The organism is Paraburkholderia sp. J12 (assembly GCF_905220215.1).
Classification (GTDB): Bacteria; Pseudomonadota; Gammaproteobacteria; order Burkholderiales; family Burkholderiaceae; genus Paraburkholderia.
Map to the genome: position 1 here is coordinate 776,304 of NZ_CAJMZC010000002.1, position 22,727 is coordinate 799,030.

At 67.2% G+C, this 22,727-nt stretch carries 21 protein-coding genes and 1 riboswitch; of the genes, 14 read left to right on the forward strand and 7 right to left on the reverse strand.

The features are described 5' to 3' along the window. Positions 1-84 precede the first annotated feature (84 nt). On the forward strand, positions 85-1,713 hold the full coding sequence (locus tag U5760_RS08550; protein WP_322011002.1) for a GMC family oxidoreductase: 1,629 nt from the start codon (positions 85-87) through the stop codon (positions 1,711-1,713). A 128-nt stretch (positions 1,714-1,841) separates the two neighbouring features. Here the strand turns inward: U5760_RS08550 and U5760_RS08555 are convergent, their stop codons facing one another. Beyond that, positions 1,842-2,786 carry a LysR family transcriptional regulator gene (locus U5760_RS08555; RefSeq protein WP_322011004.1) on the reverse strand — a complete coding sequence of 315 codons (945 nt, stop codon included), beginning with the start codon at positions 2,784-2,786 and terminating at the stop codon, positions 1,842-1,844. Positions 2,787-2,897: 111 nt separating this feature from the next. Between U5760_RS08555 and U5760_RS08560 the strand changes: the two genes are divergently transcribed. The 11 genes from U5760_RS08560 (at position 2,898) to U5760_RS08610 (ending at position 14,474) form a co-directional block, all read left to right on the forward strand. After that, the gene (locus U5760_RS08560; RefSeq protein ID WP_322011006.1) at positions 2,898-3,365 is read left to right on the forward strand and encodes a CidA/LrgA family protein; all 468 of its coding nucleotides are present in this window, start codon (positions 2,898-2,900) and stop codon (positions 3,363-3,365) included. A 50-nt stretch (positions 3,366-3,415) separates the two neighbouring features. After that, entirely contained in the window at positions 3,416-4,138 is a 723-nt protein-coding gene (locus U5760_RS08565; RefSeq protein WP_322011007.1) for an LrgB family protein, read from the forward strand. Between the two features lie 135 nt (positions 4,139-4,273). Continuing rightward, a riboswitch (S-adenosyl-L-homocysteine riboswitch) is annotated at positions 4,274-4,395 on the forward strand. A 34-nt stretch (positions 4,396-4,429) separates the two neighbouring features. Beyond that, the gene (gene ahcY / locus U5760_RS08570) at positions 4,430-5,848 is read left to right on the forward strand and encodes an adenosylhomocysteinase (protein WP_322011008.1); all 1,419 of its coding nucleotides are present in this window, start codon (positions 4,430-4,432) and stop codon (positions 5,846-5,848) included. A 103-nt stretch (positions 5,849-5,951) separates the two neighbouring features. After that, positions 5,952-6,302 (forward strand): phage holin family protein, encoded by a 351-nt coding sequence (locus U5760_RS08575; RefSeq protein ID WP_028227637.1) that lies wholly within the window; start codon positions 5,952-5,954, stop codon positions 6,300-6,302. 22 nt (positions 6,303-6,324) lie between these two features. After that, entirely contained in the window at positions 6,325-7,155 is an 831-nt protein-coding gene (metF, locus tag U5760_RS08580) for a methylenetetrahydrofolate reductase [NAD(P)H] (RefSeq protein ID WP_322011012.1), read from the forward strand. 328 nt (positions 7,156-7,483) lie between these two features. Continuing rightward, positions 7,484-9,115 (forward strand): ABC transporter substrate-binding protein, encoded by a 1,632-nt coding sequence (locus tag U5760_RS08585; protein ID WP_322011014.1) that lies wholly within the window; start codon positions 7,484-7,486, stop codon positions 9,113-9,115. Positions 9,116-9,252: 137 nt separating this feature from the next. Continuing rightward, positions 9,253-10,266, forward strand: coding sequence for an ABC transporter permease subunit (locus tag U5760_RS08590; protein WP_322011015.1), 1,014 nt, complete (start codon positions 9,253-9,255; stop codon positions 10,264-10,266). 54 nt (positions 10,267-10,320) lie between these two features. Then, complete coding sequence (locus U5760_RS08595; protein WP_322011017.1) at positions 10,321-11,238, forward strand: ABC transporter permease subunit; 918 nt, start codon at positions 10,321-10,323, stop codon at positions 11,236-11,238. A 2-nt stretch (positions 11,239-11,240) separates the two neighbouring features. Further along, positions 11,241-12,242, forward strand: coding sequence for an ABC transporter ATP-binding protein (locus tag U5760_RS08600; RefSeq protein WP_322011019.1), 1,002 nt, complete (start codon positions 11,241-11,243; stop codon positions 12,240-12,242). Next, positions 12,239-13,267 (forward strand): peptide ABC transporter ATP-binding protein, encoded by a 1,029-nt coding sequence (locus U5760_RS08605; protein ID WP_322011021.1) that lies wholly within the window; start codon positions 12,239-12,241, stop codon positions 13,265-13,267. The genes U5760_RS08600 and U5760_RS08605 overlap by 4 nt, the downstream gene beginning before the upstream one ends. After that, the gene (locus tag U5760_RS08610) at positions 13,245-14,474 is read left to right on the forward strand and encodes a TraB/GumN family protein (protein WP_322011023.1); all 1,230 of its coding nucleotides are present in this window, start codon (positions 13,245-13,247) and stop codon (positions 14,472-14,474) included. The genes U5760_RS08605 and U5760_RS08610 overlap by 23 nt, the downstream gene beginning before the upstream one ends. Positions 14,475-14,513: 39 nt before the next feature. Here U5760_RS08610 and U5760_RS08615 read toward each other — a convergent pair whose 3' ends face one another. The 5 genes from U5760_RS08615 to pxpB all read right to left on the reverse strand — a co-directional run bounded on the left by U5760_RS08615 (position 14,514) and on the right by pxpB (position 19,102). Further along, entirely contained in the window at positions 14,514-15,467 is a 954-nt protein-coding gene (locus U5760_RS08615) for a DUF979 domain-containing protein (RefSeq protein WP_322011024.1), read from the reverse strand. Beyond that, positions 15,464-16,198, reverse strand: coding sequence for a DUF969 domain-containing protein (locus U5760_RS08620; RefSeq protein WP_322011025.1), 735 nt, complete (start codon positions 16,196-16,198; stop codon positions 15,464-15,466). The genes U5760_RS08615 and U5760_RS08620 overlap by 4 nt, the downstream gene beginning before the upstream one ends. A gap of 293 nt (positions 16,199-16,491) precedes the next feature. Beyond that, positions 16,492-17,247, reverse strand: coding sequence for a 5-oxoprolinase subunit PxpA (gene pxpA / locus U5760_RS08625; protein WP_322011027.1), 756 nt, complete (start codon positions 17,245-17,247; stop codon positions 16,492-16,494). 101 nt (positions 17,248-17,348) lie between these two features. Next, positions 17,349-18,446, reverse strand: a complete 1,098-nt coding sequence (locus U5760_RS08630; protein WP_322011028.1) for a biotin-dependent carboxyltransferase family protein — start codon at positions 18,444-18,446, stop codon at positions 17,349-17,351. Next, a complete protein-coding gene (gene pxpB, locus U5760_RS08635; protein ID WP_322011032.1) occupies positions 18,443-19,102 on the reverse strand; it encodes a 5-oxoprolinase subunit PxpB in 660 nt (219 codons plus the stop codon). The genes U5760_RS08630 and pxpB overlap by 4 nt, the downstream gene beginning before the upstream one ends. Before the next feature lie 231 nt (positions 19,103-19,333). Here pxpB and U5760_RS08640 point away from each other — a divergent pair, with 231 nt between their 5' ends. Next, positions 19,334-19,846: a winged helix DNA-binding protein gene (locus tag U5760_RS08640; protein WP_322011035.1), complete on the forward strand. Its 513-nt coding sequence runs from the start codon at positions 19,334-19,336 to the stop codon at positions 19,844-19,846. Between the two features lie 47 nt (positions 19,847-19,893). On the opposite strand, the gene U5760_RS08645 is transcribed toward U5760_RS08640, so the two are convergent. Then, positions 19,894-20,595 (reverse strand): 5-formyltetrahydrofolate cyclo-ligase, encoded by a 702-nt coding sequence (locus U5760_RS08645; protein ID WP_322011101.1) that lies wholly within the window; start codon positions 20,593-20,595, stop codon positions 19,894-19,896. Between the two features lie 8 nt (positions 20,596-20,603). Here U5760_RS08645 and U5760_RS08650 point away from each other — a divergent pair, with 8 nt between their 5' ends. Beyond that, positions 20,604-22,577, forward strand: a complete 1,974-nt coding sequence (locus U5760_RS08650; protein ID WP_322011036.1) for a lytic transglycosylase domain-containing protein — start codon at positions 20,604-20,606, stop codon at positions 22,575-22,577. The last annotated feature ends 150 nt before the right edge of the window (positions 22,578-22,727 follow it).

Consider the following 22,727-nt stretch of genomic DNA (forward strand, 5'->3'; position numbering starts at 1 on the left):
CTTCCTACAATGCGCGAACCAGAATTATCGAACGAGCGTGCGCCTGGCGCGACCAGGTTCAACGCGAAGAACCTGGGAGGAGACATGCAATACGACTACATCATCGTAGGCGGCGGCTCGGGCGGCGCATCGCTCGCGGGCCGGCTCGCCGCGCGCTGTCCCGAAGCGAGTATCGCGATCGTCGAAGCGGGGCCGCACACCGAACGCAATCTGCTCGTCAACATGCCCGTGGGCGTGGCCGCGCTCGTGCCGCGCCGCATGAAGAACAACTACGGGTACGAAACCGGGCCGCAAGCGGGCCTCGCGGGCCGGCGCGGCTACCAGCCGCGGGGTCGCGGCTTCGGCGGATCGAGCGCGATCAACGCGATGATCTATACGCGCGGCCATCCGCTCGACTACGACGAATGGGCGCAACTGGGCTGCACGGGCTGGTCGTTCGCCGACGTGCTGCCGTACTTTCTGCGCGCCGAGGACAATTCGCGCGGCGCGAGCGCCTTGCACGGCGCGGGCGGCCCGCTCGGCGTCTCGGACCTGTGCGAGCGCAACCCGGTGGCGGAGCGCTTCGTGCGCGCGGCGCTCGCGGCGGGCTTTCGCCCCAACGACGATTTCAACGGCCCCGACCAGGAAGGCGTGGGCTTTTATCAGGTGACGCAGCGCGGCGGCGAACGCTGCACGGTGGCGCGCGCGTACCTGTACGGGCAAGCGCGCCCGAACCTGCATCTGATCGCCGACGCCATCGTGCTGCGCGTGACCTTCGACGGCGCGCGGGCGAGCGGCATCGAGGTGGCGCGCGGCGGCCAGATCGAGCGGCTGGGCGCGCGGGCCGAAGTGATCCTCGCGGCGGGCGCGTTCAACACGCCGCAACTGCTGATGTGCTCGGGCGTGGGCCCCGCCGATCAACTGCGCGCGCACGGCATTGCCGTGCAGCACGATGCGCCCGAGGTGGGCCGCAACCTGATCGACCATATCGACTTCACCTACAACAAGCGCGTGCACACGAGCGAGACCATCGGCTATTCGCTGCGCGGGATCGCGAAGATGGTGCCCGGCCTCGCGCGCTATTTCGGCGCGCGGCGCGGCATGTTCACGAGCAACGTCGCGGAAGCGGGCGGCTTCATCAAGAGCCAGCCCGGTCTCGATCGGCCCGACCTGCAACTGCACTTTTGCACGGCGCTTGTGGACGACCACAGCCGCAAGCTGCACTGGGGCCACGGCTACTCGCTGCATGTATGCGTGCTGCGGCCGCATAGCCGCGGCAGCGTTACGCTCGCGAGCGCCGACGCGCGCGTGGCGCCCGTGATCGACCCGCGCTTCTTGTCGGATGCGCGCGATATGGACCTGCTCGTGGAAGGCGCGCGCATCGGGCGGCGCATCCTCGAAGCGGGGCCGCTCGCCGAACTGGGCGGCCGCGAGCTGTATACGCATCCCGGGCAGTCCGAGGCCGAGTTGCGCGCGACGATCGCCGCGCGCGCGGACACGATCTATCACCCGGTTTCGACCTGCCGCATGGGCGGCGACGCGCAGTCGGTGGTCGACACGCAACTGCGCGTGCGCGGCGTGAGCGGCCTGCGCATCGCCGATGCCTCCGTCATGCCGACGCTGATCGGCGGCAACACGAATGCGCCGACGGTCATGATCGGCGAGCGGGCGGCCGATTTCATCGTCGAAGCGCGCCGCACGCGCGATGCGAGCAGCGCGAGCGTCGTGGCCTGACAGGCGCCGTCTCTCGGTTCTCTTTTTCCTGCCAATGGGATCGACGTCTTCGAACGTCCCCGTAAAACGGGGCGTTCGAAGCTGGCCCGCGGTGCCCCAGCGGGCCGGCTTTTCGTGCCTTCTGCCGGCTATTTCCGCTTCGCTCCCGCCTCCAGTCCCGGCGGCCGCACGAAATCGTCGAGAAACGACGAAGGTTTGCCGAATTCCTCGCGCGCTACGTCGAGCCACGCGCGCGCCGCGTGCGAGAGGTACGCATTGCGCTTCCATCCGATCGCCATGTCCCACGCGATCTCCGGCGCGCTCACCGGCAGGCACGTGAAGCGCGCCGCGTCGAGCCGCCGGCAATAGGGCGCCGGCAAAAGCGCGATTCCCACGCCGGCCAGCACCAGCGCCGCCATCAGGTCCCAGTGTCCGCTGCGCCCCACGATCTGCGGCATGAAGCCCGCCGTGCGGCACGCGTGCAGCACGACGTCGTTCAGCGCCAGGCTCTCGCCGTAGAACACGAACGGCTCCGTCGCGAGATCGACGAGCGGCACGCTCGCGGCGCCGTCCCAGCGCGAACCCTTCGGCGCGACGAGCCACAGCACTTCATGCGAAATCGGCAGGACGTCGATCGTCGCCGGATCCACGGGCTGCAGCACGCCGCCCAGTTCCAGTTCGCCCGAAATCAGCGCCGCCTCGATCGCGCGCGAGCCCTGCTCGAACAGTTTCAGCTCGATCTTCGGGTAGCGCTGGCGGAACGCCGCGATCGCCGGCGTGAAAAGCGAGCCGCCCATGGGGGGAATGCCGATCGTCAGCTCGCCGCGGCCGAGCGTCTCCAGATCGGCCAGCTCGGCTTCCAGTTGCGCCTGCGCGGCGAGCACGTCCTGGCCGCGCTGATACACGATGCGGCCCGCGTCGGTGAGCACCATCTGGCGGGCGTCGCGCAGCAGCAGCGGGGTGCCGGTTTCGTCTTCCAGCGCCTTGACCATCTTGCTGATGGTGGGCTGGGTGACGTGCAGCTGTTCGGCGGCGGCGGTGAAGCTCTGCTGCCGCACCACCTCGATGAAATAGCGAAGCGCGCGCAGTTCCACGGTCGTGACTCCAGATTCCAGATTGGAATGATCCCAATAATTCTAAGTCATTTTATTTATGTTGCGGCGCAACCTATACTCGCCTTCATCCAATGTCAGTCAGGGTTTTCCATGAGCACGCCGATCTCTCTCCCCTCCAGCCAGGCACCGCAACCCGCGGGCGGGATGGCGCGCGTCGGCCGGATTGCCGTGCAGTCGGCGCTGCTGGCCGCCGTCTGGTTCGCCGCCGACGCGCTCGTGCGCGCGACACATCTGCCCGTGCCCGGCGGCGTGGTCGGCCTCGTGGCGCTGCTCGCGCTGCTCTTTTGCGGCGGCGTCGCGCCGCGCTGGGTGAAGGCCGGCGCCGACTGGCTGCTCTCCGACATGCTGCTCTTCTTCATCCCGGCCGCCGTGGCGGCGGTCCAGTACGGCGGCCTGTTCCGCGCCGACGGCTGGCGCCTTGCCCTCGTGGTGGTGGGCGGCACGCTCATGGTGATGGTGGCGGTGGCGTTTGCCGTCGAGCAGGCCGCGCGCCTCGAACGGCGCCTCGCGCTGCGGCGCGTGCAGCAGGCGCGGCACCATCCGCACGCCCGTGCCTGAGCCATCGGCCGGGCGCGCGCCATTCCTTTGCCATTCAGGATGATCCCGTCATGAACACGTTTTTCTCCACCCTGTTCGCCGACGACGCCTCGCGCCTGATCGCCGCCGGCTGCTTCATCCTCACGGTCGCGCTCTATTTCGCCGCGAAGGCGCTTTATGCGCGCTTTCGCTCGCCGTGGCTCACGCCGCTCGTCGCCGTGCCCATCGTGCTGGGCGTCATCGTGCTGGTGCTGCACATTCCGTATCCGGTCTATTTCGAGGACACGCGCTGGCTCATGTGGCTGCTGGGGCCCGCGACCGTCGCGTTCGCGGTGCCGATCTACGAGTATCGAGAACTGCTCAAGCGTCACTGGATTTCGCTCACGGTGGGCGTGACGGTGGGCATCGTCGTGGCCGTGGGCGGCTCGCTCGTGCTCGCGAAGCTCCTGCATCTTTCGCCGGATCTGCAGCGCAGCCTGATGACGCGCTCGATCTCCACGCCGTTCGCGCTCGCCGTCTCCGACAAGATTCACGCGCCGCGCGACCTCACCGCGCTCTTCGTGATCGCCACGGGCGTGTGCGGGATGCTGTTCGGCGAGATCGTGCTGGCCCTCGTGCCGTTGCGCACGCGCCTCGCGCGCGGCGCGCTGTTCGGTGCGGCCGCGCACGGCGTGGGCACCGCGAAGGCGCGCGAGCTGGGCAGCGAGGAGGGCGTGGTGGCGAGCCTCACCATGATGATCGCCGGCGTGGTGATGGTGCTGCTCGCGCCCGCGCTGGGTTTCCTGCCGGTTTGAGGGCGCGGAGCGGGGAGCGGGAAGTGCGAGGCCTCGTTTTAATCCCGCGGCTCGCGTCTATCCCCCATTTCCAGCGCGGACTTGCCACGCTGCCGTCATCCAGGCGGCCGTCCCGATTTGCTACAATCACGCCTCGCCTTCGAGGAGCGTTGCGACGGGCCGCAGTTCGACACTGCAGGACCTGCCAGGCTCGAAGGCGTTCAATCCGGTCGGATTCCCCGAATCCGCCGCACTGAATGAAACGGCGCTCACGTCTTTAATTTCTAGGTCAATTTTAGAAAGGAGGGCGTGATGAACGCCGCAATTCCGCAAGATAAAACTCAGGATTTCGTCGTCGCCGATCTGTCGCTGGCCGGCTGGGGCCGCAAGGAACTCGACATCGCCGAAACCGAAATGCCCGGTCTCGTGCAGATCCGCGAAGAGTACAAGGCGCAGCAGCCGCTCAAGGGCGCACGCATCGCCGGTTCGCTCCACATGACGATCCAGACCGGCGTGCTGATCGAGACGCTCAAGGCACTGGGCGCCGACGTACGCTGGGCCTCGTGCAACATCTTCTCGACCCAGGACCATGCGGCCGCCGCGATCGCGCAGGGCGGCACGCCCGTGTTCGCGTTCAAGGGCGAATCGCTCGACGAATACTGGGAGTTCTCGCACCGCATCTTCGAGTGGCCGAACGGCGAATTCGCCAACATGATCCTCGACGACGGCGGCGACGCCACGCTCTTGCTGATCCTCGGCTCGAAGGCGGAAAAGGACCGTTCGGTCATCGCCAAACCCACGAACGAAGAGGAAGTGGCGCTCTACAAGTCGATCGTCGCTCACCTCGACGTCGACCCGCAGTGGTATTCGAAGCGCCTCTCGCAGATCAAGGGCGTGACCGAAGAAACCACGACCGGCGTGCACCGCCTGTACCAGATGGAAAAGGAAGGCCGTCTGCCGTTCCCGGCCATCAACGTGAACGATTCGGTCACGAAGTCGAAGTTCGACAACCTGTACGGCTGCCGCGAGTCGCTCGTGGACGGCATCAAGCGCGCGACCGACGTGATGATCGCGGGCAAGATCGCTGTCGTGGCCGGTTACGGCGACGTGGGCAAGGGCTGCGCGCAATCGCTGCGCGGTCTCGGCGCCACGGTGTGGGTCACCGAAATCGATCCGATCTGCGCACTGCAGGCGGCGATGGAAGGCTACCGCGTCGTGACGATGGAATATGCCGCCGACAAGGCCGACATCTTCGTGACGGCCACGGGCAACTTCCACGTGCTGAGCCACGATCACATGAAGGCCATGCGCCACAACGCGATCGTCTGCAACATCGGTCACTTCGACTCGGAAATCGACGTGGCTTCGACGCGCCAGTACCAGTGGGACAACATCAAGCCGCAGGTCGACCACATCATCTTCCCGGACGGCAAGCGCATCATCCTGCTGGCCGAAGGCCGCCTCGTGAACCTCGGTTGCGCCACGGGCCACCCGTCGTTCGTGATGTCGAACTCGTTCACGAACCAGACGCTCGCGCAGATCGAACTGTTCACGCAAGGGCAGAAGTACGAGAACAAGGTGTACGTGCTGCCCAAGCACCTCGACGAGAAGGTCGCGCGCCTGCACCTCGCGCGCATCGGCGCGAACCTGACCGTGCTGTCCGACGAGCAGGCGGCGTACATCGGCGTGGAGAAGAACGGTCCGTTCAAGCCGAACCACTACCGCTATTAAGCCGCGGCCACGCCGCATTTAAGGCGTAGTTAAGCCATCGGCAGGATGCTGGGGGCGGGCACTGTCCGCCCCCAGCCTTATCGTCAAGAACAAGGAGCTAACCATGACCGTGCTGCTGACCTGGTTGATCAACGCGCTCGCGCTCCTGATCATCACCTGGCTCGTCCCGTCGATCCACATCCGCAGCTTCGGCACCGCGCTGATCGTCGCGCTCGTGCTCGGGCTCATCAACGCCGTGCTGCGCCCGGTGCTGATCCTGCTCACGCTGCCCGTGACCATTGTCACGCTCGGCCTCTTCATCCTCGTGGTGAATGCGCTGTGCTTCTGGCTCGCGGCTTCGTTGCTGAAGGGCTTCGAGGTGTCGGGTTTCTGGTCGGCGTTCTTCGGCTCGATCCTCTACAGCATCGTGTCGTGGCTGCTGTCCGCTCTGATTTTCGGCAACCGCAGCCTCTGATGCGCTTCTGCGGTCACTCATCATGAAACCGATCGAACTTTCATTCGAATTTTTCCCGCCGAAGACGCCGGACGGCGTGGACAAGCTGCGCGCCACGCGCGCGCAGCTCGCCGCGCTCGATCCGAAGTTCGTCTCGGTGACGTTCGGCGCGGGCGGCTCGACGCAACAGGGCACGCTCGACACCGTCGTCGATATCGCCCGGGACGGCATCGAGGCGGCGCCTCACCTTTCGTGCATCGGCGCCTCGAAAGAGGGCCTGCGCGAGATCCTCGCGGCTTACCGCTCGCATGGGATCCGCCATATCGTTGCGCTGCGCGGCGACCTGCCCTCGGGCATGGGCGAAATGGGCGAGCTGCGCTATGCGTCGGATCTCGTCGCGTTCATTCGCGCGGAAACCGGCGACGCGTTTCACATCGAAGTGGCCGCGTATCCCGAGTACCACCCGCAGGCGCGCTCGCCGCGTCACGACCTCGAAGCGTTCGCGCAGAAGGTGAAAGCGGGGGCGAACTCGGCGATCACGCAGTACTTCTTCAACGCGGACGCCTATTTCCGTTTCGTCGAAGACGCGCGGAAGCTGGGCGTGGACATCCCCATCGTGCCCGGCATCATGCCGATCACGAACTACTCGCAGCTCATGCGCTTCTCCGAAATGTGCGGCGCGGAAGTGCCGCGCTGGGTGGCGAAGCGCCTCGAGAGCTACGGCGACGACCGCGAGTCGATCCGCGCGTTCGGCCTCGACGTGGTGACGGACCTGTGCCGCCGCCTCGTGGAAGCCGGCGTGCCGGGCCTGCACTTCTACACGCTCAACAACGCGGTGGCGACCAGGGCGGTCTGCGAACGGCTTTTCCCCTGATAGCGACGCATGCGCGGGTTTTCCCGCGCATGCCGCGAACCGCGCGGTGCCGCCTGGGCGGCCCGCGCGGTTTTTTTTGCGCGTGCGGCAGCCCGTGGCGCGCGAGCGCGGCGATCTGATCTGCATCAACACGGAAATTTTGAGATCCAGCAAAAAAATGGCGCCCGGCGGTGTGCCTTAGTGTGCACTGCACCATGGGCCTCGCGTCCCGGCTGTCAACCCGGCGTTCCCCCCACGCGACGGGACTTTTGGCTGGCTTGTGAGCGCGGCACTTGCTCAAGTAAGATCGCGCTACGCTGGCTCCGGCCGGCACTGAACTGGAGGAAACATGATAGAAAACAAACTGTTGCGTGCAGCACGACTGTCGTCTCTCGTCGCGCTCGCAGCGGCAACGATTGCTGGAGCCCCTCTCGCGCACGCCGACAGCATTCCGAACAAGACGCTCGTCTATTGCTCGGAAGGCAGCCCGGCCGGCTTCGACCCCGCCCAATACACCACCGGCGTCGATTTCACCGCGAATACCTTCACCGTGTACAACCGCCTCGTCGAATTCGAGCGCGGCGGCACGAAGGTCGAACCGGGCCTCGCGCAATCGTGGGATGTTTCCCCCGACGGCAAGACCTACACGTTCCATCTGCGCCATGGCGTGAAGTTCCAGACCACGGCCTTCTTCAAGCCCACGCGCGAATTCAATGCCGACGACGTGGTGTTCACGTTCGAGCGCATGCTGGATCCGAACCAGCCGTTCCGCAAGGCGTACCCGGTGTCGTTCCCGTACTTCACCGACATGGGCCTCGACAAGCTGATCGCGAAGGTCGAGAAGGTCGATCCGTACACCGTGAAGTTCACGCTGAACGAGCCGAATGCACCGTTCATCCAGAACATGGCGATGGAATTCGCGTCGATTCTCTCGGCCGAATACGCGGACCAGCTGCTCAAGGCCGGCAAGGCCGCCGACCTGAACCAGTACCCGGTGGGCACGGGCCCGTTCATCTTCAAGAGCTACACGAAGGACGCGACCATCCGCTTCGACGGCAACCCCGACTACTGGAAGCCGGGCGCCGTGAAGATCTCGAAGCTGATCTTCTCGATCACGCCGGACGCGAGCGTGCGCGTGCAGAAACTCAAGCGCGACGAGTGCCAGGTGATGAGCTATCCGCGCCCCGCGGACATCGCGCCGCTGAAGGTCGAGCCGAACCTCGCGATGCCCTCGCAGCCGGGCTTCAACCTGGGCTATCTCTCGTACAACGTCGAGCATAAACCGCTCGACAAGGTCGAAGTGCGCGAAGCGCTCGACATGGCGATCAACAAGAAGGCGATCATCGATTCGGTGTACCAGGGTGCGGGCCAGCTCGCGACCAACCCGATGCCGCCCACGCAGTGGTCCTACGACAAGGACCTGAAGTCCAACGCCTACGATCCGGAAAAGGCGAAGGCGCTGCTCGCGAAGGCGGGTCTTGCCAACGGCTTCGAGATCACGCTCTGGGCCATGCCGGTGCAGCGTCCGTACAACCCGAACGCGCGCCTGATGTCCGAAATGATCCAGGCCGACTGGGCGAAGATCGGCGTGAAGGCGAAGATCGTCACATACGAGTGGGGCGAGTACATCAAGCGCGCGCACGCCGGCGAAGACGACGCCATGCTGATCGGCTGGACGGGCGACAACGGCGACCCCGACAACTGGCTCGGCACGCTGCTCGGCTGCGAGGCCGTGAACGGCAACAACTTCGGCAAGTGGTGCTACAAGCCGTTCGACGATCTCGTGCAGAAGGGCCGCACGACCTCCGACCAGGCGCAGCGCACGAAGTACTACATGGACGCGCAGCAGATCTTCGCGCAGCAACTGCCGTTCTCGCCGATCGCGCACTCGACCGTCTATCAGCCGGTCAGCAAGAAGGTGGTCGACATGCGCATCGAGCCGCTCGGCTACGCGCGCTTCGACGGCGTAGGCGTGCAGTAACGTTTATCGGGTAAGTCATCCGGCCAGGCGTTCCTATACTCGAAACGCCAGCCGGATCAGGTCCGGCGACCGGGGTCACGAGCCCCTGTCGCCGGTTGCGTTTCAAGCTCATTCTCAAGTTTTCGGGGGAACGAACCATGTTCCGCTTCGTATTGCGCCGTGTCGGCATGGTGATACCCACCTTCATCGGTATCACCCTGCTGGCCTTCGCGCTCATCCACCTGATTCCGGGCGACCCCATCGAAGTGATGATGGGCGAGCGCGGCGTCGATCCGCAGATGCACGCCGATGCGATGCATCGGCTGGGCCTCGACGAGCCGCTGCCGATGCAGTATCTCCACTACGTGGGCCACGCGCTGCAAGGCAATCTCGGCACCTCGATCATCACCAACACGAGCGTGATGGACGAGTTTCTCGCCCGTTTTCCCGCCACCGTCGAACTCTCGGTCTGCGCGCTTTTCTTCGCGCTCGTGATCGGGCTGCCCGCGGGCGTGGTCGCGGCGCTCAGGCGCGGCTCGATCGTCGATCACGGCGTGATGGGCACGGCGCTCACCGGCTACTCCATGCCGATCTTCTGGTGGGGCCTCATCCTCATCATGGTGTTCTCGTCGAAACTCGGCTGGACGCCGGTTTCGGGCCGCATCGCCGTGGAGTTCGACATTCCGCACGTGACGGGCTTCATGCTGATCGATTCGCTCTTGCCCGGCACCGACGAAGGCTCGTTCAAGTCCGCGCTTTCGCACCTGATCCTGCCCGCCATCGTGCTCGGCACGATTCCGCTCGCGGTGATCGCGCGCATGACGCGCTCCTCCATGCTCGAAGTGCTGCGCGAGGACTATATCCGCACCGCGCGCGCCAAGGGTCTCTCGCCCTTGCGCGTGATCGTCGTGCACGCGCTGCGCAACGCGCTCATTCCCGTCGTGACCGTGATCGGCCTGCAGGTCGGCACGCTGCTGGCGGGCGCGGTGCTCACCGAAACGCTCTTTTCGTGGCCCGGCATCGGCAAGTGGCTGATCGACGCGATCGCCCGCCGCGATTATCCCGTGGTGCAGGGCGGCATTCTCATGATTGCGACGCTCGTGATTCTCGTGAACCTCGTCGTCGATCTGTTGTACGGCGTGCTCAATCCGCGCATCCGGCATACGAGGTAATCACGCCATGAAGCAAGCAACTCCCCACACCATTCGACGAAACGAGGAGGCGTGATGGCTGACATTCAGAACACCGCGCCCAAAGCGCTCACGCCGCCTTCGGGCCGCGCGCTCATGCTGCGCGAATTCTGGGCGAACTTCTCGCGCAACAAGGGCGCCGTGGTGGCCGGCATCATCGTGCTCGCGCTGATTTTCATCGCGATCTTCGCGCCCGCGATCGCGCCGCACAGCCCCATCGAGCAGTATCGCGACTATGTGAAGATCCCGCCCGCGTGGCTCGACGGCGGCAACTGGAAGTTCATTCTCGGCACCGACGAAGCGGGCCGCGACATCCTCTCGCGCCTGATGTACGGCGCGCGCCTGTCGCTGTGGATCGGCTGCGTTTCGGTGCTGCTCGCGCTGATTCCGGGCATCGTGCTCGGCCTCGTGGCCGCGTTCTTCGAGAAGTGGGCCGACACGCCCATCATGCGTCTCATGGACGTGCTGCTCGCGCTCCCGTCACTGCTGCTCGCCGTGGCCGTGGTGGCGATCATCGGCCCGGGTCTCACCAACACCATGTTCGCGATCGCGATCGTGGCGCTGCCGGGTTACGTGCGTCTCACGCGCGGCTCGGCGCTGGGCGAGCTGCACAAGGAGTACGTGACCGCCTCGCGCGTGGCCGGTGCCGGCACGCTGCGCCTGATGTTCTCGCAGGTGCTGCCCAACTGCACGGCGCCGCTCATCGTGCAGGCCACGCTCGGCTTTTCCTCGGCGATTCTCGACGCCGCCGCGCTCGGCTTTCTCGGCCTCGGCGTGCAGCCGCCCGCCGCCGAGTGGGGCGCCATGCTCGCCTCGGCGCGCGACTATATCGACAGCGCATGGTGGATCGTCACGATGCCTGGCCTTTCGATCCTGATCTCGGTGCTCGCGATCAACCTGCTCGGCGACGGGCTGCGCGACGCCCTCGATCCCAAGCTGAAACGGATGGCCTGATCATGACTCAAGACCTTCTGACCCTCCGCAATCTGGCGGTGAACTTCAACGGCCTGCCCGCCGTGGACCGCGTGAATCTTTCGGTGGCGCCGGGCGAGGTGCTCGGCATCGTCGGCGAATCGGGCTCGGGCAAGAGCGTGACGATGATGGCGCTGATGGGCCTCGTCGACGCGCCCGGCAAGGTGAGCGCCGACTCGATTACGTTCGACGGCCGCGATCTGCTCAACGCCACCGGCAAGGAGCGCCGCCGCATCGTGGGCAAGGACATCGCGATGGTGTTCCAGGACGCGCTCACGAGCCTGAACCCGAGCTACACGGTCGGCTACCAGATCAAGGAAGTGCTCAAGCTGCACGAAGGCCTGCGCGGCGCGGCGCTCGAGCGCCGCGCGCTCGAACTGCTCGACCAGGTGGGCATTCCCGACGCGAAGAACCGCATCGACAACTTCCCGCACCAGATGTCGGGCGGCATGAACCAGCGCGTGATGATCGCGATGGCCGTGGCCTGCAACCCGAAGCTCCTGATTGCCGACGAGCCCACCACGGCGCTCGACGTGACGATCCAGGCGCAGATCATGGATCTGCTCGTGCGCCTGCAGAAGGAGCGCGGCATGGCGCTCGTGCTGATTTCGCACGATCTCGCCGTGGTCTCCGAAGTGGCGCAGCGCGTGGCCGTGATGTATGCGGGCGAAGTGATCGAGACGAACCGCGTGCCCGATATCTTCGCGAAGCCGCATCACCCGTACACGGAGGCGCTGCTCGCCGCGATTCCCGAGCACAACAAGGGGGCCAAACGCCTTGCCGCGTTGCCGGGCATGGTGCCGGGCCGCGACGACCGGCCCACGGGCTGTCTCTTCGCGCCGCGCTGCAAGTATGTCGTGGACGACTGCAAGAAGGCGCGCCCCGCGCTCGAACCGGTGCCCGGCACCGCGGGCGGCGTGGAGCTGGTGCGCTGCATCAAGCCGCTCGATCTCACGGCAACCCTGAGCCATGGAGGCGTGCAATGAGCGCAACGCATCACCACACGCCGCACGGTGACGACGATCGCGTTCTCGTCGCCGAGGATCTGAAGAAGCATTACACCGTCAAGCGCGGCCTCTTCGGCCAGGGCACCGTGAAGGCGCTCAACGGCGTGTCGTTCGCGCTCACGCGCGGACGCACGCTGGCCGTGGTCGGCGAATCGGGCTGCGGCAAGTCCACGCTTGCGCGCCAGCTCACGATGATCGAGCCGCCCACCGCCGGGCGCCTCGCGATCGACGGCGAAGACGTGACGCATGCGAGCGGCGACAAGCTCGCCGCGCTGCGCCGCCGCGTGCAGATGGTGTTCCAGAATCCGTATGCCTCGCTCAATCCGCGCAAGACGGTGGAGCAGACGCTCGGCGAGCCGCTCGCGATCAACACGCAGCTCTCGGCCACCGAACGCCAGGACCGCATCGCCCACATGATGCGCATCGTCGGTTTGCGGCCCGAGCACGCCAAGCGCTATCCGCACATGTTTTCGGGCGGGCAGCGCCAGCGCGTGGCGATCGCGCGCGCGATGATCCTCGATCCGCAGATCGTCGTGGCCGACGAGCCGGTGTCCGCGCTCGACGTCTCGATCCAGGCGCAGATCCTGAATCTCTTCATGGACCTGCAGGACCAGTTCCGCACGAGCTATGTGTTCATCTCCCACAACCTCTCGGTGGTGGAGCACGTGGCCGACGACGTGATGGTCATGTACCTGGGCGGCGTGGTCGAGCTGGGCGACAGGAAGACGGTGATCGAGCAGCCGCGCCATCCCTATACGCGCTCGCTGCTGTCGGCCACGCCCGCGATCTTCGCCGCCGACCGGCGCGAGAAGATCAAGCTCGAAGGCGAATTGCCTTCGCCGCTCAATCCGCCCTCGGGCTGCACGTTCCATCAGCGCTGCCCGTATGCGATCGAGCGCTGCCGCAAAGAGGTCCCGGTACTTCGCGAAGTGGACGGGCGTCAGGTATCCTGCCATCGTGCTGAGGAGGTGGGGGAACAGGATGGGCGGCTCATGCCGGCCTGATGAGACGGCGGCGCGTCGCACGGCGCGCCGCTTGCGTACAGCCGGTGGCCGTACCGTCGGGATGCTGCGTGCGGTGGCGCATGGCGTGCTGGGTGCGTCGCTCGTGCTGGCGCTCGCGCTCGGGTCCTTCGAGCCGGCTTCGGGACCCCGGGCCACCTCGGCACCGCCGCGCGGCGATTTGCCGCTGTCCCGCTTCCTCGTTCCCGCCGCGTTCGCGGCGGGTGCCGCTGCCGCTACCCCCGGCGTGCGTCCGCCCGTGCCGGTGCCCGCCGGACCGTCGACGGGTGCGCGCCTGCCGGGCTTTCACTCGCCGCCCGCCGTGCCGAGCTACGCCTCGGGCACGACCGCCGGCGGCCCGGTGCGCGAGCGTCCGGCACGCATGCCGTTTTATGTCGCCACGCGCGGCACCACCACGATCTACGTGCTCGGCACGCTCCATGTGGGCGACCCGGCCGACTATCCGCCCAATCAGCCGTTTCGTCCGTCGATTCTCGCGGCGCTCAACGCTTCGCCCACGCTCGCGCTCGAACTCTCGCCCGACGACCTGCTCGTCTCGCAGGACGACGTGTCGAAGTACGGCGTGTGCTCGCGGCCATGCCTGCCCAAGCTGCTGCCCGAGCCGCTGTGGCAGAAGCTCGAGGCGCGCCTGCGCGGCAATCCCGAGGCGCTCGACGAGATTCGCCGCATGCGTCCGTGGCTCGCTTCGCTGCTGGTGGAAACCTATGATTCGCTGAGCGCGGGCCTCCTGACCGACTACGGCACCGAGGCGCAATTGCAGAACGTGTTCCTGCGCCTGAAGGGGCGGCGCATCGTGGGGCTGGAGACGCTCGGCGAGCAGATGCGGGCGTTCACGAATCTTTCGCTCGCGCAGCAGCGCGAGATGCTGGCGCAGGATCTCGCGCAAACGCCCGCGCAGAACGCCGCCGACGTGCAGACCCTGCTGCGCCTGTGGCGCGTGGGCGATGCCGACGCCATCGCCGCGTGGGAAAGCGCGCGTTCGGAGAAGCTCGCGCGCGACAAGCGTATTTCGGATTCGATCGACAACCGCATCGTGTACGAGCGCAACCGCCGCTTCGTTTCGCGTGCGCTGCAGATCGCCGCGCCCAACAAGCCGCTCTTCGTCGCCGTGGGCGCGCTGCATCTGGGCGGGCAGAAGGGCGTGCTGGCGCTGTTGCGCCAGCACGGCTTCACGGTCGATCCGGGCTGAGCCGCGGCCCGGCGGCGGCGATGGTGGATGTGCCCGCGCTTAGAAGCCGAACGTGTTGAGCAGCACGATATTGCAGGCCAGCACGCACAGCGCGGTGGGCACCTGCACGCGGATCACGGCGTTCTTGTCGGGCAGTTCGAGCAGCGCGACGGGCACCATGTTGAAGTTTGCCGCCATCGGCGTCATGAGCGTGCCGCAGTAGCCGGAGAACATGCCGATCGCGGCCATCATCGCCGGGTTCACATGGAACATGCCCACGAGCACCGGCACGCCCACGCCGCCCGTCATCACCGGGAATGCGGCGAAGCCGTTGCCCATGATGACCGTGAAGAGCGCCATACCCACGCAGTAGACGGTCACCGCCACGAAGCGCAGGTCCATGTTGATGTACGAGGTCGTGACGTGCGCGACGGCCTTGCCCACGCCCGCGTCCGAAAACACCAGCCCGAGCATGCCGAGCATCTGCGGGAGCACCGCGGCCCACGAGAGCGCGTCGACGAGACGGCGCGTCTCCTGCATCGACTGGCCGACGCTGTCACGCGTGATGACGCACGCGATGGCGAGCGCGATCACGCAGCCGAGACCGAAGCCGACCAGCGTCACATTCTTCGGATCGAAAAGCGGCGTGCCGCCGAACACGAGATGGCTCGCGGCGAGCGTCACGATCACGGTCACGAGCGGGATGGTGAGCGCGGGCGCGAAGAGACGGTTGCCGAGGCGCCTGGCGCTCGCCATGCGGGTTTCGAGCGACAGCACCTTGGGTTTGGCTGCCGTCACGCCGCCGAAACCGGCGATCAGCGCCATCGCGATCACGAGCACGCCCACGACTTCGGCGGGCAGCGTGTCGCCGACGAGGAAGATCAGCGCGTAGAGCATCCAGAAGCCGCCGGCCGTGAAGCGCCTCGGATGCTCGCGATCCGTGACGATCATGCCGCCGACGATCAGCAGCACGATCCCGAGCAGCCAGAGCAGGTAGTTGATGGTGAGCGTCATGCTTCGTCTCCCTGTTTCAGCGCCGTGCGATCTTCCGCGCGCGCGCCGCCCAGCTCGCGTTCGAGCTTGCGGTCGAGCAGCCAGAGACGCGTGGCGTGGACCACGAACGCGCAGAGCGCCGTGGGAATGCCCCACAGCGCGACGTGGATCGGCTCCACGGAAACGCCGGCCTCCTTGAGCAACGTGACCATCAGCACGACCGCGCCGAAAGCGACGAAGATGTCCTCGCCGAAAAAGAGCCCGACGTTGTCGGTCGAAGCGGCGTACGCGCGCAGCTTGTAGCGCACGGCGTCGGTGAGCTTGCCGAAGCGGTTTTCGGTGGCGCCTTCGGCCATCGGCGCGATCAGCGGACGCACCATCTGCGGATGGCCGCCGAGACCCGTGAGGCCGACGGCGGCCGTGATCTCGCGCACGAACAGATAGACGATCAACAGGCGCCCGGCCGTGGCCGCCTTGATGTTGCCGATCCAGATCTGCGCGCGCTCGCGCAGGCCGTGCCGCTCCAGCAGGCCGATCACCGCGAGCGGCAGCAGGATGATGAGCGGGATGTTGCGGGTCTTGATGAACCCGGTGCCGATGGCGGCGAGGATCTTGCCGGGCGGGAATCCGGCCGCGAAGCCGGTGGCGATGGCGGCGACGGCGACGATCAACATCGGGTTGAAGCGCAACAGGAACCCGACGATGATCACGGCCACTCCAATGAGCGGCCACAGGCTGACGGTGCTTGGCATCTCGATCTCCAAACTTATGGGCTTGTCGTGAATGCCGCCCCGCAAAGCGCGGGGGCGGCGTAGCGGCCGCCCAGCTCATGGCGGGGCGGTCCGGACGAACGGCGACTCTTGGCGGCCGCTTGGGGTATTGCCGATGCGGTGCTGCATGCGGCGTCTTGCCAGACGCTCGAGGCGAATGGCTTGACGCTCGAGGCCCTCCGGTCCTGCTTCCGTTTACGCGCTTTCCTGCTTGTTTTTGGCTTATTGCCGGCTTGTATGCGGGGACGCGAGAGTGCCGTCCACCGCCGCCGTGTTCACTCTCCTGCGGGCCCCACGGCGTGCACGCCGATGCCTGCGTCGTCGAGCGCCGCGCGAATACGCTGCGCAAACGCCAGCGCATGCGGGCCGTCGCCATGCAGGCAGATGGTCTGGGCGTTCAGCGGCACCCACGCGCCGTCCACGGCCTGCACGCGCTGCTCGCGGATCATCGCGAGCGTGCGCGCGAGCACGAGGTCTTCGTCGTCGAGCAGGGCGCCCGGCTCGCTGCGCGGCACGAGCGAGCCGTCCGCGCGATAGCCGCGGTCGGCGAACACCTCTTCCACGGCGACGAGCCCCGCGTTGCGCGCGGCGGTGACGAGGCCGCTGCCCGCGAGTGCGAACACGACCACCGAAGGGTCGAAGTCGTGCACCGCGGAAACGATGGCGTCGGCGATCTGCGGATCACGCGCGGCCTGGTTGTAGAGCGCGCCGTGCGGCTTGACGTGCGCGATGCGGCCGCCTTCGGCCTGGGCGATCGCGGAAAGCGCGCCCAGCTGATAGAGCACGCCCGCGTAGATCTCGCCTGCCGGGAGGTTCATCTCCTTGCGGCCGAAGTTTTCGGGATCGTTGAAGCTCGGATGGGCGCCGATCGACACGCCCTTGCCGACGGCCCAGCGCACGCATTCGCGCATCGCGTGGGCGCCGCCCGCGTGCCAGCCGCACGCGATGTTCGCGGAGCTGACGAGGTCGAGCAGCGCCTCGTCGGAGCCGCAGCCTTCGCCGAGATCGGCGTTCAGATCGATGGTGGTCATGATGTTCCTCGTGCTGCCTTGTTGCTGTGTTGCGCTGTCTGGTCTGGTCTGGTCTTGCCTGTGCCCTGCACGCCGCCCGCCGGGATCAGGGCCGGCCCGGATCAGGCCCGTTGCGCCTGGCGGCTCGCATGGCGTTCGTCGTGCATGGCGATCGCGCTGTCGATCTGCCGCAGGTAAGCCTGTTCTTCCGCGAGCGCCTTGCGGGCGACGGCGGGTGTGGTCTCCACGAAACGCACGCCGCCGTTCAGGCGCACCTGCGCGAGCTTCCAGAGGTCGGCGCGGATCACCGAGCCGATCTTCGGATAGCCGCCCGTGGTTTGCGCGTCGCTCATCAGCACGATCGGCTGGCCGTTGGGCGGCACCTGGATCGTGCCCGGCAGCACGGCATGGGAGAGCAGGTCCATGCCGTCCGCGCGTTCGAGCGCCGTGCCGGAAAGCCGGTAGCCCATGCGGTTGCTGTTGGGCGTGACGAGCCATTCGTCCGACCAGAACGCGCGCTGCGCCTCGGGCGTGAAGCCGTCGTATTCGGGGCCGCGCAGCACGCGCACGGGCACCGCCCACGCGGGGCTGTCGGAACGGCGGCCGCGCCGGTGATGATGCGGCTCGTCGACGAGCGCCCAGTTGCACAGCACCGGCGCCTTCACGCCGAAGGGCGGGGCGCCCGGCGCGAGCGAAGCGCGCTCGCCGCCGGGCGCGGCGCTCGCGCCCGTGGCGAGGCGGTCGCCGTCCTTGAGCGCGCGGCCCGCGAGGCCGCCGAAGCCGGCGGCGAGGTCGGTGCTGCGCGAGCCCAGCATCGGCAGCACGTCGACGCCGCCCGCCACGCACACATAGACGCGCATGCCGCCGCTCATGTTGCCGTTCATGTCGCCGCTTGTGTCGCGTTTAGCGCCGTTCAGCACGAGTTCTTCGCCCGCCGCGACGGGCAGGCTCCACCACGACCACACCGGGCGGCCGCCGAGCGTCGCGCCGAAATCGGTGCCGGTGAGGGCGATGCGCGTCGCGCGCGCGAAGCGCAGCGCGACGGGGCCGAAGGTCACTTCGATCCCGGCGGCGTCGGGCCGGTTGCCCACCAGCCGGTTGCCGACTTCGAGCGCGAGCGGGTCGAGCGCGCCGCCCGTCGCGATGCCCAGATGCCGGTAGCCCGGCCGGCCCGCGTCCTGGACCGTGGTGAGCAAGCCTGCGCGGAGCACTTCGATCATGCGGCGAGCTCCGCGATGGTGAAGCGCACGCGGTCGCCGGGCAGAAGCAGCGTGGGCGGCGTGCGCGCGGGGTCGAAAAGGGCGAGGGCGGTGCGGCCGATCAACTGCCAGCCGCCCGGCGACTGTGCGGGGTAGATGCCGGTCTGCTCGCCGCCGATGCCCACCGATCCGGCGGGGACGGCAAGGCGCGGCTCGCGGCGGCGCGGCGTGTGCAGCGCGACGTCGAGGCCGCCCAGATAGGCGAAGCCCGGCTGGAAGCCGAGGAAAAACACGATATAGACGCCCGCCGCGTGGCGCGCGGCCACGTCCGCGGCGGCCAGGCCCGTGTGGTGCGCCACGACTTCGAGGTCCGGGCCCGCCTCGCCGCCGTAGGACACCGGAATCTCGACGTCGCGGCCCGCGTGCGGCGCCGCGTCGGCGTCGTGCCAGGCGGCTTCGAGCGCTTGCGCGAGCGCATCGGCGTCGGCGGCGAGCGGATCGAAGGTCACGGTGAGGTTGTTCATGCCGGGCACGACTTCGCGCACGGGCGGCCAGTCGCGCGCGAGCGCGGCGACGGCCCAGATGCGGCGCTGGACTTCGAGCGTGGCGGGCGGCGGCGCTTCGCAGACGAGCGCCGCGTCACCGAGCGGAAAAATGCGTGGGGTAGGGTTCGGCATGACGATGACTCTGGTGCGGTTCCTGGCTGGATTGTGCCTCGCCGCGCCGCGGACCGTGGTGGCGGCTCGCAGGGCGGGAAGGGTCAGCGGCCGGACCGGACGCCGTTCCTCACTAGCGTACATTGTCGATAAATTATCTACAATTTATCAATAAGCGTTTTCGCCAGGCGCGGGCGCTCGCGCGCGCCACTACACTCTCGCCACGACCTTTCTCGTCCACGGATTCCTGTCATGTCGCGCCAGCCGACCAAGATCGTTTCGTCCGAACATCTCGTCTCCGAGTCGAGCGCCGAGCTCTCCGAGTTCGAGTACGCGCTCATCATGGCGAGCAATGCGTTCAATCGCTGGATGGTGCGCTGCATGTCCGCGGCGGGCGTGAAAGACATGACGCCGGTCGAGGTGTCGCTGCTGCATCACGTGGGGCACCGCGAGCGCCGCAAGAAGCTTGCCGACATCTGCTTCGTGCTCAACATCGAAGATACCCACGTCGCCACCTACGCGTTGAAGAAGCTCGTTTCCAGAGGGTATGTAAAAAGCGAAAAGACCGGCAAGGAGGTCTTTTTCTCGGTTACGCCCGAGGGGCGCGACCTGTGTCTGCGCTATCGCGACGTGCGCGAGAGCTGCCTCATCGCCACGCTCAAGGAGAGCGGGCTCACCAACGCGCAGATCGGCGAGGCCGCGCAGTTGATGCGCAATGCCTCCGGCCTCTACGACACGGCCGCGCGCGCGGCGGCGTCGCTGTAGGCTGCGCGCGGCGCATCCCGAAGCCCGAAGCCCGATGCGCCGGCGCCTCAGGCGCGCGGCGCTTCGGGCAGACGCAGCCTTTCGGTGAGGTGCGTGGCGCAATCGGTGACGATGGCGTCGAGCGGCAGGTCGTGCGCCTCATGTTCGAGCACGCCGGTCTCGATCCGGCACGCTTCATAGGCGATGCCGATGGTCACGGGCCGGACCGCGCCCGGCCACGCGGCGAGCGTGCGGTCGTAATAGCCGCCGCCATAGCCCAGCCGGTAACCTTCCGGATCGAATCCCACGCAGGGCACGAGCAGCAGGTCGGGGGTCAGCCGCTCCTGCGAGTCCGGTTCGGGGATGCCGTGATGGCCCTGGCGCATGCGCGCGTCGGGGGTCCAGCGGTGGAAGGCGAGCGGCGCGTTGCGCTCGGCAATGGCCGGCAGCGCCGCGCTGCGCGACGCATCGGCGCGCAGCCAGGCGGCGACCCAGCCGCGTGCGTCGAATTCGCCGGAGAGCGGCCAGTAAAAGCCGATCGAGCGCGGTGCGAAATGCGATGCGACATGCGGTGCGAATTGCGACGCGAATTGCGGTATAAAACCCACTGCAAGCTGCTCGACGAGCGAGCCCAGGCGCGCCTCCAGCGCGGCGTTCGACGCCCCGTCTGAAGCGGCTTCCAGACGGGTTGCAAGCAGTGCCGCACGCCATGTCTTTTTGGCTTGAGCGCTAGGGTTGCGTGCTATGCTTGGGTTCACCTCGTGCTCCAGAAATAACGATGTCCAAACGCCTTGTCCGAGTATATCGCGCGGCCAGTTTCGCGCTGGCCGCCGCGGCACTCGTCGCGTGCAGCACGGCGTCCGCCGTACGCCCCGTTGCGCTTTCCGCAGACGCCCCCCTTACCCCCGACGACCAGACTTTCATCCAGCTTCGCGAAGCCGCGCGCAACAACGATCCGGCGCGCGCCGCGCAACTGGCCGCAATGATTCCGGACTACCCGGCGCCGGCGTATCTGGAGTACTTCCAGATCAAGCCGCAGCTGTTCGATTCGCAGGGTCACGCGCGCATCGACGCGCCGGACGCGCCGGTGCTCTCGTTCCTGCAGCGCCACGACGGCGAGGCGATTGCCGATCGCCTGCGCAACGACTATCTGCTCGTGCTGGGCGCGCGCCACGACTGGGGCAACTTCGACCAGCAATATCCGCGCTTCGTGCTCAACGACGACACGCAGGTGAAGTGCTACGCGCTCGAGTCGCGTGCGGCGCGCGGCGAGAACGTGGCGAACGACGCGCGTGCGCTGCTCACCGATCCGCGCTACTACGGCGACGGCTGCGTGGACCTCGTCACGGCGCTGGCCATCAAAGGCCAGTTCACGAGCGACGACGTCTGGCAGCAGGTCCGCCTCGCCTACGAACAGAATCAGACGGGCACGGGCTACAAGCTGCTCGGCGGCCTCGCGAACCAGCCCGACGCCGCCGCGTTCGCGCAAGCGGTGAACACGCCGCCGATCACGCTGGCTTCGGGCGTGAGCCCCGACCCGACCTCGCATCAACTGGCCCTGCTCGCCGTAACGGTGATGGCGCGCAACGATCCGGCCATGGCCGCCGCCACCTTTGCCGCGGTCGCGCCTTCGCTCTCCTCGCCCGAGCGCGCGACCGGCTGGGGAACGATCGGTTATCAGGCCGCGCAAAAGCGCATTCCGGGCGCGCTCGACTGGTACCGCCTCTCGGTTAATGCGCCGCTCTCGAATCCCGCCTACGAGTGGCGCACGCGCGCCGCGCTGCTGGGCGGCGACTGGACCATGGTGCGCTGGTCGATCGAGCAGATGCCCGCCGCGCTGCGCACGCAGCCGTCGTGGGTCTACTGGCACGCGCGTTCGCTCAAGCAGGGCGGCGACGCGAACGGCGCCAACCAGGAATTCGCGCAGATTTCGCAGGGCTATAACTTCTACGGCCAGCTTGCTCTGGAAGAGCTGGGCCAGAAGATCACGATCCCGCCGAAGACCACGGTGAGCGACTCCGAAATCGCCGCCGCGGCGCAAACGCCGGGCTTCGCGCTCGCGCAGCGTTTCTACGCGCTGAACCTGCGGCTCGAAGGCAATCGCGAGTGGAACTGGCCGCTGCGCAACATGACCGACCGTCAGCTGCTGGCGGTCGCCGAGTACGCAAAGCGCATCCAGCTGCTCGACCGCACCGTCAACACGGCGGACCGCACGGTGAGCGAGCATGACTTCTCGTTGCGCTATCTCGCACCGTACCGCGACATCGTGGACCGCGACGCGCAGTCCAACGGCCTCGACGTCGAATGGGCCTACGGCCTCATCCGCCAGGAGTCGCGCTTCATCATGAACGCGCGTTCGGGCGTTGGGGCAAGCGGCCTCATGCAGATCATGCCGGCCACGGCGCAGATGGTCGCGAAGAAGATCGGCCTCGGGCCCCTGTCGCGCGATCAGCTCAACGACATCGACACGAATATCCTGCTCGGCACCAACTATCTGTCGATGATCTACAATCAGTTCGACGGCTCCGCCGTGCTCGCCACCGCGGGCTACAACGCCGGGCCGGGCCGCCCGCGCGCGTGGCGGCAGACGTTGCAGCAGCCTGTCGAGGGCGCCATCTTCGCGGAAACCATCCCGTTCCAGGAAACCCGCGACTACGTGAAGAATGTGTTGTCGAACACGGTCTACTATGCGGCGCTGTTCGAGGGCCGCCCGCAGTCGCTGAAGGCGCGCCTCGGTTATATCGCGCCTTGAGTGCCGCGCCGCCGTGCCCCGGGCTCGTTACCGGGCGCCGGCGGCTCGTGACGGCGCCCGGCTGCCGCGCTATGGGATAAATGCGCGATCACCGCACGTTCAGCGCGGCGCCTGCGCGCCGGCCGGCCGAGTCCCGTTTCCGGTTGCGCC